The 12,007-nt window shown below is 63.6% G+C and carries 8 protein-coding genes and 1 riboswitch; of the genes, 5 read left to right on the top strand and 3 right to left on the bottom strand.

The features are described from left to right. Nucleotides 1–189 precede the first annotated feature (189 nt). From ACVOK8_RS10480 to ACVOK8_RS10470, 3 genes are all read left to right on the top strand, one after another. On the top strand, nucleotides 190–921 hold the full coding sequence (locus ACVOK8_RS10480) for an AraC family transcriptional regulator (protein ID WP_481566754.1): 732 nt from the start codon (nucleotides 190–192) through the stop codon (nucleotides 919–921). A gap of 86 nt (nucleotides 922–1,007) precedes the next feature. After that, complete coding sequence (locus ACVOK8_RS10475; protein WP_481566753.1) at nucleotides 1,008–3,671, top strand: M1 family metallopeptidase; 2,664 nt, start codon at nucleotides 1,008–1,010, stop codon at nucleotides 3,669–3,671. A gap of 130 nt (nucleotides 3,672–3,801) precedes the next feature. Beyond that, nucleotides 3,802–5,313, top strand: a complete 1,512-nt coding sequence (locus tag ACVOK8_RS10470; protein ID WP_481566752.1) for a S1C family serine protease — start codon at nucleotides 3,802–3,804, stop codon at nucleotides 5,311–5,313. 79 nt (nucleotides 5,314–5,392) lie between these two features. Here the strand turns inward: ACVOK8_RS10470 and gcvP are convergent, their stop codons facing one another. Continuing rightward, complete coding sequence (gcvP, locus tag ACVOK8_RS10465) at nucleotides 5,393–8,257, bottom strand: aminomethyl-transferring glycine dehydrogenase (protein ID WP_481566751.1); 2,865 nt, start codon at nucleotides 8,255–8,257, stop codon at nucleotides 5,393–5,395. 111 nt (nucleotides 8,258–8,368) lie between these two features. After that, a riboswitch (glycine riboswitch) is annotated at nucleotides 8,369–8,477 on the bottom strand. A gap of 336 nt (nucleotides 8,478–8,813) precedes the next feature. On the opposite strand from gcvP, the gene ACVOK8_RS10460 reads away from it, so the two are divergent. Next, nucleotides 8,814–10,034: a multidrug effflux MFS transporter gene (locus ACVOK8_RS10460; RefSeq protein WP_481566750.1), complete on the top strand. Its 1,221-nt coding sequence runs from the start codon at nucleotides 8,814–8,816 to the stop codon at nucleotides 10,032–10,034. 73 nt (nucleotides 10,035–10,107) lie between these two features. Further along, a complete protein-coding gene (locus tag ACVOK8_RS10455; RefSeq protein ID WP_481566749.1) occupies nucleotides 10,108–10,524 on the top strand; it encodes a hypothetical protein in 417 nt (138 codons plus the stop codon). Nucleotides 10,525–10,787: 263 nt separating this feature from the next. On the opposite strand, the gene ACVOK8_RS10450 is transcribed toward ACVOK8_RS10455, so the two are convergent. Both ACVOK8_RS10450 and ACVOK8_RS10445 read right to left on the bottom strand, forming a co-directional pair. Continuing rightward, nucleotides 10,788–11,189 carry a hypothetical protein gene (locus ACVOK8_RS10450; protein ID WP_481566748.1) on the bottom strand — a complete coding sequence of 134 codons (402 nt, stop codon included), beginning with the start codon at nucleotides 11,187–11,189 and terminating at the stop codon, nucleotides 10,788–10,790. Nucleotides 11,190–11,489: 300 nt separating this feature from the next. Further along, entirely contained in the window at nucleotides 11,490–11,915 is a 426-nt protein-coding gene (locus ACVOK8_RS10445) for a hypothetical protein (protein WP_481566747.1), read from the bottom strand. Nucleotides 11,916–12,007 lie beyond the last annotated feature (92 nt).

Raw genomic sequence — 12,007 nt, 5'->3', positions numbered from 1 at the left:
CCCCCCGCGGGCCGCGGGGGGGCGCTCCCCGCGCCACACCCAACCCCCGCCGCCGCGCCCGCCCCCCCGTCGCCCCCCCGCTCCCCCCCCCCCCCCGCCCCCCCCCCCCCGCGGGCCCCCCCACTACAGGCAGCGCAGCACTGGCTAGAATGGCTGGGCACGCCCCCCGCTGCCAGCCTGATTGACCCGATGCGTATTGACCCTGCCGAAATCGAAGCCCTGTTCGACGCCATTCCCAGCGTGCTGTTTTTCGCCAAGGACATTGATGGGCGCTACACCCACGTCAACATGACGATGATGCAGCGGCTGGGCATGAAGTCGCGCAACGACGCCATCGGCAAGCGTGCCGACGAGTTGTACCCGGTCGGCATGAGCGAGGCCTACACCGAACAGGACGCGCGGGTACTGGCCGGCGAAGTGATCGAGAACGTGATGGAGCTGCAGCTGTTCCCAAACCAGCAGCCGGGGTGGTGCCTGACCTGCAAGCGGCCCATCGTCGAGAACGGCAAGGTGGTCGGCTTGATCGGTATCTCGCGTGACCTCGGCCAGCGCGGTGGACTGGAGTCGCAGTACGAGCCGTTGCGGCTTGCGTTGGATTACCTCAACACGCATTACGCCGAAAACGTGCGTATGCAGACCCTGCTGGATATCACCGGCTTCTCGCTGTCAAAGCTGGAGCGCTCGTTCCGCAAGGTGTTCCAGATGACGCCGCAGCAGGTACTGACACGCCTGCGCATCCAGATCGCACTGCACCTACTGCACGGCGATGACAGCGTGGCCAGCATCGGCCAGGCCTGTGGCTTCAGTGACCAGAGTGCATTTACCCGAAAATTCAAGGCCGAAGTCGGCATGGCGCCACGCCAGTACCGGGCGATGATCGCCGAGCGCGTGCAACAGGAAGCTACGCGCACTGGGCTATGACTTCCGGGGGTGTTGGGGGGCGGTAGAGGGGCAGATGATGCGGATCTGGTGGGTATCACGCCCATGCCCGTCCGTCAGGAGCTTTGATGCGCTGTTCCCTCGTTGTTGCGATCAGTCTCGCCCTTTCCTGCGCTGCGACCTCTGCTGCGTTTGCTGCGGAACCGGTAGTTGCCGGCTCGATCCAGACCGAAGCCACCACGCAGTTGCCGCGCACCGCGCGGCCAGATCACTACCGGGTGGAGATAACTCCGCACGCCGAGCAGATGCGCTTCGACGGCAAGGTCGGGATCGACCTGGAAGTGCTGAAGCCAACCAACACCATCGTGCTGCAGGCAGCGGGCATGCGCTTTGGTCGCAGCCAGTTGCAGCCAGCAGGTGGCGGCAAGGCAATAGCGACGACGGTCAGTGTCGACGAGAGCAACCAGACTGCCAGCTTCGGCGTGGCTAACCCGCTTCAGCCCGGCCGCTACACGCTGAGCATCGATTACGACGGCACCATCAACACCCAGGCCAATGGCCTGTTCGCGTTGGACTACCCGGTAGCCGATGGCAGCAAGAAGCGTGCGCTGTTCACCCAGTTCGAAAACTCCGATGCACGCCGCTTCATTCCATCGTGGGATGAGCCGGGCTTCAAGGCCACGTTCGACCTGAGCGTGACCGTGCCGGAAGCCGAGATGGCGGTCAGCAACATGCCGGTGACCAGCACCAAGGCGCTGGGCAAGGGACTGAAGCAGGTGGTGTTCCAGACCACACCGAAGATGTCGACGTATCTGTTGTTCTTCTCCAGTGGCGAGTTCGAACGCGCCACAGTCAAGGAAGGCGACACCGAGATCGGGGTGATTGCCCAGACCGGCAAGGTCGAACAGGCGCAGTTCGCGCTGGAAGGCAGCGCCGAGGTGTTGCGTGAATACAACAACTATTTCGGCGTGAAGTATCCGCTGCCCAAGCTCGACAACGTCGCTGCACCCGGCGGCAGCCAGTTCTTCAGTGCAATGGAGAACTGGGGTGCGATCTTCACCTTCGAATACGCCTTGCTGCTGGACCCGACCGTGTCCAGCGTCTCCGACAAGAAGGCCGTGTTCTCGATTGCCGCACATGAAATCGCGCACCAATGGTTCGGCAACCTGGTGACGATGGCGTGGTGGGATGACCTCTGGCTCAACGAAGGCTTCGCCTCGTGGATGGAGGCGCGCACCACCGCCAAGCTGCACCCGGAATGGGACATCAACAACGTCGATGCCGCGCATACCAGCCGCGGTGCGATGGGCCGCGATGCCTACGTCACCACCCACCCGATCGTGCAGCACGTGGAGACGGTGGAGCAGGCCAGCCAGGCGTTCGACGGTATCACCTACGGCAAAGGCTCGGCGGTGATCTCGATGTTCGAGGATTACGTGGGCGCTGATGCGTGGCGTGATGGTGTGCGTCGCTATATCGCAGCCCATGCCTACGGCAATGCAGTCACTGATGATCTCTGGGCCGAGATCGACAAGGCAGCACCGGGCAAACGCTTCATGGAAGTGGCGCATGATTTCACCCTGCAGCCGGGTGTTCCTTTGATCCGCGCCAGCAGCAGCTGCGTGGCCGGCAACACGCAGGTGAAGTTGAGCCAGGGCGAGTACACGATTGATCGCAAGGACAAGCAGCCGCTGCATTGGCGCGTGCCGGTAAGCCTGCGTGTGGGCAGTGGCGATGTAGTGCACACGCTGGTCGATGGAGACACCGCCGTGCAGCTGCCAGGCTGCAGCGGTCCGTTGCTGGTCAATGCCGGGCAGAAGGGCTATTACCGCACCTTGTATGCGCCGACGCAGTTCAAGGCACTGAGCGCGGGCTTCGACAAGTTGCCGGTGGTCGACCAGTTGGGCGTGATGATGGATACCAGTGCATTGGCTGCGGCCGGCCTGCAGCCTGATGCGGATCTGCTGGACCTGATCGCGAAGATCAGCGCCGACGCGCCTATCGATCTATGGGACATGGCCTCCGGCACGCTGAGCGGGATCGATGGCATGTTCGACGGCGATACCGCGCGGCAGGCCGCTTTCCGCAGTTACGCACGTTCGCGTTTGTCGCCAGTGCTGCAGTCGCTGGGTTGGGACGGCAAGGACACCGACTCGGCGCAGACCAAGGAATTGCGCAGTGGATTGATCGGCACTTTGGCAGCATTGGACGATGCGCAGGTGATTGCCGAAGCGCAGCGTCGCTTTGATACCTTCCTGGCCAAGCCGGATTCGCTGTCTCCGGACCTGCGCAGCAGTGTGCTGGGTGTGGTGGCACGCAATGCCGACACGGCAACCTGGGACAAGCTGCACACGCTGGCCAAGCAGGAAACCTCGGCAATGGTGCGTGACCAGTACTATGGACTGCTTGCCCTGCCCAAGGACAAGGCGTTGGCGCAGCGTGCATTGGACATGGCGTTGACCGATGAGCCGGGTGCAACCAACAGCGCGGGCATGATTGGTGGCGTATCGCACGAGCATGCGGACCTGGCCTTCGACTTTGCTGTTGCCAATCGTGAGAAGGTGGACACGCTGGTCGACAGTACTTCGCGCGCGCGGTATTACCCGGGGTTGGGGCGCAGTGCCGACAAGCTGCAGATGGTGGACAAGATCAAGGCATTCGCCGATGCGCACATCGCACCGACCTCGCGACGTGATGCGGAGACGGCAATTGCCGGGATCCAGACCAGGCTGCGGCTGCGTGCAGAGCGCAAACCGCAGGTGGATGCGTGGTTGAAGAAGCAGGGGTACTGAGCCTGCGCTTGTCTCGAACGATGCCCAAAGGCGGCCTTCCGGGGCCGCCTTCCCGCTAAAGGCCATCGGGATTCGTGGCACACTGACTCGCCGGCCAGCCAGACCGGTGCCGCATCACGGGGGAGTGAGCATGCATCGTCTTGCCTTGCTGGCGTTGGTCGCACTGGGGCTATCGCCATTGGCGGCGGCGCAGTCGGCGGGCGGTTACGTGCTTTGCACCGTCACCGATACTGGCCACACAACGGCGCGCGTCTGGGCGTCGCCTGTGCTCGAGTTCAGCGCATCGATCCTGGACATGGAGGCGGTCAACCGCGTCGCAGGCGCCTTTTATCGCCACGTGGCAGGACTCGGTGGAGCAGGTGAGAAAAGCTGCGTCGCGATGCGCACACGGGCCGAAGCAGAAGCCCTGCGCGAGGAGCAGCGCGGCCTGTGGGACAAACGCACGTTCTTCGTGAAGGTGGGCAACTGGCATGACGTGCCTTGGGCGCTGCCGGCAGACGTACTTGCCGCTGTCGGCGCCACCCAGGCCCAGCCGCACTTTTTCCGTTGTCATGCAACTGCCACCGATGTGCCGGGACGGCTGGTTACCGCATTGACCGTGAGCAGTGGCGTCCTCGAGAAAGCGGTGCCAGGCGATCGTGCCTTGGCCGCGGTGCTGGAGCAGGCTGAGACGTATCGCGAGGCGTTCAAGCCGGTGGCGCAGGCCGCAGGCATCCCTACTGAATCTGCTTACTGTTTCGCTTACGACACCCGTGCCGAGGCGGACAAGGCGGAACAGGATTACCGCCGTTTGATTGGCGGCTTCACCGCAAAATACGACGTGGTGCGCTGGGTACCGGGCGACACGCAGGCAGTGCGGTCGCCTGCTGCAACTCCACCGGTAGCCAGCGATGCTGACGTGCATCGCGGTCGCTTGGGCGTGCGTGTTGGTGTGGTTGGTGCCGAGCTGGCGCAGGCAGTGGGGCTCGATGCTCCGCGCGGTGTATGGGTCATCGAGGTTGCCGAGGGGCGCGCGGCCGCGGTCGGCGGAATCCGGGCAAAGGATGTGCTGCTTGAGATGGACGGGCAGGCGGTAATGAAGCCGGATGAGTTGCTGGCCATTGTCAGTCGCCTTGCGCCTGGTTCCGATGTGCCTGTGCGGGTATGGCGAGCCGGGGGCGAACAGGGCCTGAAGATCATCGTGCCGGGACTGCCTGCGCCTGCGATTGCCGTACAGGTGGATGCGTCGGCTACCGGCGCGGAGGTCGGCAAGGTTCCGGCGGCGGAGGCGCCCCCCGCGCTGTATTGCCTGGGGTCGGTACAGCGGACCAAGCCAGCGTTGTTGCTGCGCACGCCGATACGACAGCAGCCAACGGCGGATGCGGATCCGGCGACGTTGCAGGCGACGTTGGCGTCGTTGTACGCAGCGGCCAGACAGGCGTATCCGGGCAGTTGGCGCGACCAGCAGGCCTATTGCCAGGACAGCTCAAGCGTGTTCCCGGGCGAAACGATGTGCATCTCCGCCAGCCAGAAGTACATGGGCGGGCTGCAGAGTGCCATGTTGTTCTGCAATGGGTCACGCGAGCATATCGAGGCGCGCTCGCGGGAAATGAACAAGGCTGATGGCGGAAGTGCCCAGGCCTTCGACTGGCCGCCGCGGTAGGCTGGCATTTGCAGCCGGGAGGCCGTAAATGAAATGGCCCGCTTGCGCGGGCCATTCCGTTTTACCGGTGGTTGCCTGATCAGGCTTCCACATCTTCCTTGTACGCATCCACCGGAATACAAGCACACATGATGTTCTTGTCGCCGTACACGTTGTCCACGCGTGCCACCGGCGGCCAGTACTTCTGCAGCTTCAACGACGGCAGCGGGAACGCTGCCAGCTCACGCGGGTAGGCATGCGTCCACTCGCTGGCCGACACCGCACCGGCAGTGTGCGGGGCGTGCTTGAGCGGGTTGTCCTCGCGGTCGAGCTTGCCGTCTTCGATGGCCTGGATTTCCTCGCGGATCTGGATCATCGCGTCGATGAAGCGATCCAGTTCGTGCTGCGATTCACTCTCGGTTGGCTCGACCATCAGCGTACCGGCAACCGGGAAGCTCAGGGTCGGGGCGTGGAAGCCGAAGTCGATCAGGCGCTTGGCCACGTCCTCGGCGCCGATACCGGAGGTCTTCTCCAGCGGACGCACGTCGAGGATGCACTCATGCGCCACCAGGCCATTACGACCGGTGTACAGCGTGGCGTAATGCGGGGCCAGGCGCTTGGCGATGTAGTTGGCGTTGAGCAATGCAACCTGGGTTGCCTTGCGCAGACCGGCGGTGCCCATCAGGGTGATGTACATCCAGCTGATCGGCAGGATCGAGGCGCTGCCGAAGCTGGCTGCGCTGACCATACCGACCGGGCCGTTGTCGCCGAGCTTGCCCGGTAGGAACGGGGCCAGATGCGACTTCACCGCACACGGGCCAACGCCCGGGCCGCCGCCGCCGTGCGGGATGCAGAAAGTCTTGTGCAGGTTCAGGTGCGACACGTCCGAGCCCCACTTGCCGGGCTTGGCCACGCCGACCAGGGCGTTCATGTTGGCACCGTCGGTGTACACCTGGCCGCCATGCTTGTGGATGATCTCGCAGATCTCGACCACTTCTTCCTCGAACACGCCATGCGTGGACGGGTAGGTCATCATGATCGCGGCCAGGCGGTCGCTGTACTTCTCGGCGTTGCGACGGATGTCTTCGACATCGACGTTGCCGTTGCTGTCGGTCTTGGTCACCACCACGGTCATGCCGCACATCTGGGCCGAGGCCGGGTTGGTGCCGTGCGCCGAGTCCGGAATCAGGCAGATGTCACGATGGCCTTCGTTGCGCGAGCGGTGGTAGGCGCGGATTGCCAGCAGGCCGGCGTATTCGCCCTGCGCGCCGGAGTTCGGCTGCAGGCTCACGGCGTCATAGCCGGTGCACTCGACCAGCATCGCTTCCAGGCCGTCGATCAGCTCCTTGTAGCCCTGCGCCTGATCAGCCGGTGCCAGCGGGTGGATGTTGGCGAATTCCGGCCAGGTCACCGGGATCATCTCGGCGGTGGCGTTGAGCTTCATGGTGCAGCTGCCCAGCGGGATCATGGTGCGATCCATCGCCAGGTCCTTGTCGGCCAGCGAACGCAGGTAGCGCAGCATCTCGTGCTCGCTGTGGTGCGTGTTGAATACCGGGTGGGTCAGGAACTCGCTGGTGCGCAGCAGGCTCTTCGGCAGAGCGTCGGCAGTGCTGGCATCGAGTGCGTCTACATCGATGCTGGCGCCGAACAGCTGGGCCAGTGCGACGACGTCGGCGCGGGTAGCGGTTTCGTCCAGGCTGATGCCGACCGAGCCGGCGTCGATGATGCGCAGGTTGATGCCGGCGGCTTCGGACTTGGCCTTCAGCGCGGCCGAATCAACGCCGGTGATGTGCAGGGTGTCGAAGAAGTCGTTGCCGACCGCCACGCCCTTGCCACGCAGAGCAGCGGCGAGGATGGCAGCCAGGCGGTGGGTACGGCGGGCAATGCGCTGCAGGCCTTCCGGACCGTGGTAGACGGCGTACATCGAGGCCATCACCGCCAGCAGCACCTGTGCGGTACAGATGTTGGAAGTGGCCTTCTCGCGGCGGATATGCTGCTCGCGGGTCTGCAGGGTCAGGCGGTACGCGGCCTTGCCTTCGGCATCGACCGAGACGCCGATCAGGCGGCCCGGCATTGAGCGCTTGTAGGCGTCACGGCAGGCCATGAAGGCGGCGTGCGGGCCGCCGAAACCGAACGGCACGCCGAAGCGCTGGCTGTTGCCGACGGCGATATCCGCGCCCCATTCGCCGGGGGCGGCGATCAGGGTCAGTGCCAGCAGATCGGTGGCGACTGCGACCAGACCCTGGCGGGCGTGTACGGCCTCGACCAGCGCCTTGTAGTCGCCGATGTTGCCGAGGCTGTCCGGGTACTGCAGCAGCACGCCGAAGGTGTCGGCGGTGAGTGCGTCAGCCGGCTTGCCGATCAACAGTTCAATGCCCATCGGCTCGGCGCGGGTGCGCAGCAGTTCCAGCGTCTGCGGATGCACGCTGTCCTGCACGAAGAACAGCTTGGACTTGGACTTGGCCGAGCGCTTGGCCAGGGTCATTGCTTCGGCGGCGGCGGTGGCTTCGTCCAGCAGCGAGGCGTTGGCGATTTCCATGCCGGTCAGGTCGGCGACCATGGTCTGGAAGTTGATCAGCGCTTCCATGCGGCCCTGCGAGATTTCTGCCTGGTACGGCGTGTATGCCGTGTACCACGCCGGGTTCTCGAGGATGTTGCGCAGGATCACGTTCGGCGTGTGGGTGCCGTAATAGCCCTGGCCGATGAAGCTGCGCAGTACCTTATTCTTGTCGGCGATGGCGCGGATCTTGGCCAGCGCGTCGACTTCGGTCAGCGACTCGGGCAGCGCCAGCGGCGCCGGCGACTTGATCGAACCCGGCACGATGGCGTCGGTGAGTGCTTCGAGCGAATCGTGGCCAACGGTGCGCAGCATCTGCGCGATTTCAGCGTCGTTGGGGCCGATGTGGCGGTCGACGAACGCGGAATGGTGTTCGAGTTCGCGCAGCGAAAGAGTGTTCTGGGTCATGGCTGACGTCCGGAGAAGGCATGCAGGGCAGGGGCGGTGAGCCAGGTCTGCCCGGTTGCCGTCCGGGTGCCGCGCACGCGCGCCACCACAGCCGGCAAGCAAAGGCTTACCTCGCGCCCCTCTGTCCTTTTGCCTGAGAGTTTGGAAGCGACGCGACGAGGATCGTGCGCTTCGTGCACCTTCGGCGCCGGATTGAACCGGTCTCTCCAGAGTTTTGCTACGGGTGGTATCGGGCCTGAGCGATTACGGGCGTTTGCGCCTTCGGCAGCGGGGTGAACCGCTTCTCCCACCTTGTTCGTACAGCTTGCCGATTATAGCCCGGTAAAGGCCCGGGGCAGACCCGCGCGGCGGCTTGGATTACCATCTGCATCCCGGTTTCAATCCCGCGCGTTGCACGCGTACGGCCGGGCATCCCGGAACCGCTGGCTGAAGCGGGTGAATGTCCGGACAAATTGCCGCATCATGGCCGTCCAGCGCCGTCGCGCCCGGTCCTGTTCATTCTGTCCCCACCCCACATCGGCCCTCGCGCCGGTGCCGTTGCTGGTTAGTGAAAGCCATGGAAGCAAACAAGCAGGTTTCGCTGCGCCGTATCGCCATTCTGGTGGCCGGTCTGTCGATGTTTGGCCCGTTCGCGATCGATGCGGTATTCCCGGCGTTCCCGCATATGGGCGCCGATCTAGGCGCCGACAAGCTGGCGATGCAGCAGGTGATCAGTGTCTATCTGCTGGCCTATGCATTGATGAGCCTGGTGCATGGCGCGCTGTCCGATGCGCTGGGCCGCAAGGTGGTCATCATCGGCGGGCTGGTGGTGTTCATCGCTGCATCCGTCGGCTGTGCACTGTCCACCGACATGGGAACCTTGCTGCTGTTCCGCTTCCTGCAGGGCCTGTCGGCCGGTGTCGGTTACATCATTGGCCGCGCGGTGATCCGTGACCTGTATGACGGCGACGACGCGCAGCGACTGATGAGTCAGGTCTCGATGATCTTCTCCATCGCCCCGGCCATCGCCCCGATCATCGGCGGCTGGTTGCTGGGTTGGACGCAGTGGCAGGGCATTTTCTGGTTCCTGGTCGGGTTTTCGGCGCTGTTGCTGCTGATCACCTGCATCTGGCTGCCGGAAACCCATCCGCCGCATGCGCGCCTGAGCCTGCATCCAAAGCGGCTGCTGCAGGACTACATCAGCATCGGTATCAATCCGCGCTTCCTGCGCCTGGCCCTGGCCGGGTCGCTGGGCTTCGGTGGACTGTTCCTGTACATCGCCTCGGCGCCTGCCTTCGTGCTTGACCTGCTGCACATGAACGAGCGCCAGTTCGCGTGGCTGTTCATTCCGACCATCGGCGGCATGGCCTTGGGCGCCTATGCCTCTGGCCGTGCGGCAGGGCGCATGGACGGTGCGCGGGCGGTGCGGATCGGTTACTGCTTCATGGCCGTCGCAGCCATCTACAACATCAGCTACAACGCCTTCGCCACCGAAATGACGGTGCCGTGGGCGGTGCTGCCGTTCACCCTGACCTCGTTTGGCGTGGCGCTGATCTTCCCCATCCTGACCCTGGCCATCCTCGACATGTACCCGCGCCAGCGCGGCACAGCCTCGTCGATGCAGGCATTCAGCACCTTGGTGACCAACGCCATCATCGCCGGCGTGCTCTCGCCGATGCTCAGCCGCAGTGGCCTGACTCTGGCTATTGGCGCGGCCCTGTTCGGCCTGGGCAGCTGGGCGATGTGGAAATGGGAGCGCATCAGCCAGCGGGCCCAGCGTGACGAAACCACGTCCTGACACGAATTCACCCCGCATCGGGGACAATAGCTGCGCCGCCATCACCGGCGGCCGTTCAAAGAGTGAACAACTGATGTCGATCCAATCCAAAGGCCGCCGCGAGGCGAAGAAGAAGCTGGCCGAGCGCGAGCGCAACCAGGCCGAAGCCAATCCGCCGGTAAAGGCCAAAGTGGAGCCGCATGCCGAATTGCGCGATCAGCACCGTGCATTGCTGGCCGGTATCGTCCGCCGTGATGGTGAGTGGGTGCTGGGCATGGACGGCAAGATCGCCGGTGAGACCACCAGTGCCGCCCGTGTGCTGGCGCTGATCATGCAGGCTGCCGAGTGGCACGAGAACAACGACACGCCGGTGCGACTGATGTATTCGGATGTGCTCAAAGATGCCGCGCACGCTGAAGTGGCCGAGCAGGGCATCGACTTCGACACCTATAAGCGCAATCTGGCTGGTGAGCTGGGTGCGGTGGGCAAGGCGGCTGCGGGCACGCACTGAGCCTGCGTAAAAGCTTGAAACCGACAAGGGCGCCGTTGGCGCCCTTGTTGTCTGCGAATTACGTAGCCTGCGCTCCCGATCGTGGGAGCGGCGTAAGCCGCGAAGCACGCGCAGAGTCCGCCTCAATGGGTCCTGCCATCGCTGAAGCTTCCGCCAAGCATGGCTCGGGAGCTTTGCATCATTTCTATCGGTAAAGCCTCTGCCGAGCATGGCTCGGCACTACAGGGGTGTTCGGCTCTTGCAGTCCGGGCAGTGGCGCTTGCTCATCCAACATTGCCCCGGTAATTCCACAATGGCCGAAATGCACTGCGGTGCAGCCACGCCAGCACCGCCAGATAGCAGAGGTGGAATGTTCCCCATGGCCATTGCTGGTTTAGGCATAGGTGGAAGATGAAAATGCCGGTCACCAGGGGTGCAAGTACCGCGATGCCCAGTGGCGCGGTGCGCCGGAACAGCAGCAACAGTCCGCCGACAAGACAGGCTGAGGCAATCATCGGATCGACTATGCCGCTTTCCGTCATTGCGGTGGTCAGCGCTTTGGCGGCAGGTGCTTCGTGATGATCCGGCCAGGACGTACCAAAGAGCTTGTACGAAAACCAACGCACGCCAACATGCAGGTAGAACAGGGCGTACAGCCAGCGAGCGACAGCGATGATCCAGGTCATGCGATGTACTCCGGTTGTGCTGGGTGGTGGTACGGATCCAGCTCGGGAAGCAGGTCGCCCCGGTGGCGGGGCGACGTTGATGTTATCGATTGATTGACGAGTTCACGAATTGATGCGCGTATTCAACGCCAGCGTGAGGAATGTGAAAAGGGGTCGCTCCGTCCGGAGGAGGAGAGCCTGATCAACAAAGCGTCACTACGGACTGCCAGGTTGGTTACGGAACACAGGCCGATCCAGCCTGGGCTGAGCGCCGCTTGCCAATGCACCTCTGGCGCCACCATCAAGCGCAGGGGCGCCGTGCTATTTCTGCGGCGGCGGTGGGGCCTCTTTCAGTGTTCCGGTGGTGTGATGCCCGCCTGCACCAGCGCAGTCGATGTCGCGTGCAGGCGTCCACTTTACGGCGGTGCCTGTTACCACTGGTCTCACGAATCGCCACGGCCAGAAACCGAAGTGCTGGGCCCCATTGTAATGAATGACCGCATCTGCACCGGCGGCCTTGGCATCAGCTACGACGATGGGAAGCAGGTCGTTCACACTTCCATAGCTGCCTTTGCCGTAGTCGAGCTCTTTTACGATGGTATACGTAAATTCAGACGGAGGCGTTCCGGTGAAAAGACAGAGTCCGCTCTTGCTGTCTTCCTGCCCGATAGCAACGTCGGTTGCCTGTGCGTTGCAGAGTTGCGAAGCACAGAAAATCACGAGACCTGCAGCCAACTTTTGACGCATCTTGGACTCCTTGTGTTGTTTGTTGGATGTTGGTTAAAGCATCCGTGTGAGGGCGGCTTGGTGTTGAAGAAGAAGGGCGCCAATACGGCGCC

This window comes from Stenotrophomonas sp. STEN083 (assembly GCF_056759195.1).
This window is presented reverse-complemented; position numbering and strand designations above follow the sequence as displayed.

What these genes read in the sequence shown, in the direction of transcription:
- ACVOK8_RS10455 (WP_481566749.1), top strand. Translation starts at nt 10,108, where the DNA reads ATGTCGATCCAATCCAAAGGCCGCCGCGAGGCGAAGAAGAAGCTGGCC.
- ACVOK8_RS10470 (WP_481566752.1), top strand. Translation starts at nt 3,802, where the DNA reads ATGCATCGTCTTGCCTTGCTGGCGTTGGTCGCACTGGGGCTATCGCCA.
- ACVOK8_RS10445 (WP_481566747.1), bottom strand. Translation starts at nt 11,915, where the DNA reads ATGCGTCAAAAGTTGGCTGCAGGTCTCGTGATTTTCTGTGCTTCGCAA.
- ACVOK8_RS10460 (WP_481566750.1), top strand. Translation starts at nt 8,814, where the DNA reads ATGGAAGCAAACAAGCAGGTTTCGCTGCGCCGTATCGCCATTCTGGTG.
- ACVOK8_RS10475 (WP_481566753.1), top strand. Translation starts at nt 1,008, where the DNA reads ATGCGCTGTTCCCTCGTTGTTGCGATCAGTCTCGCCCTTTCCTGCGCT.
- ACVOK8_RS10480 (WP_481566754.1), top strand. Translation starts at nt 190, where the DNA reads ATGCGTATTGACCCTGCCGAAATCGAAGCCCTGTTCGACGCCATTCCC.
- gcvP (WP_481566751.1), bottom strand. Translation starts at nt 8,257, where the DNA reads ATGACCCAGAACACTCTTTCGCTGCGCGAACTCGAACACCATTCCGCG.
- ACVOK8_RS10450 (WP_481566748.1), bottom strand. Translation starts at nt 11,189, where the DNA reads ATGACCTGGATCATCGCTGTCGCTCGCTGGCTGTACGCCCTGTTCTAC.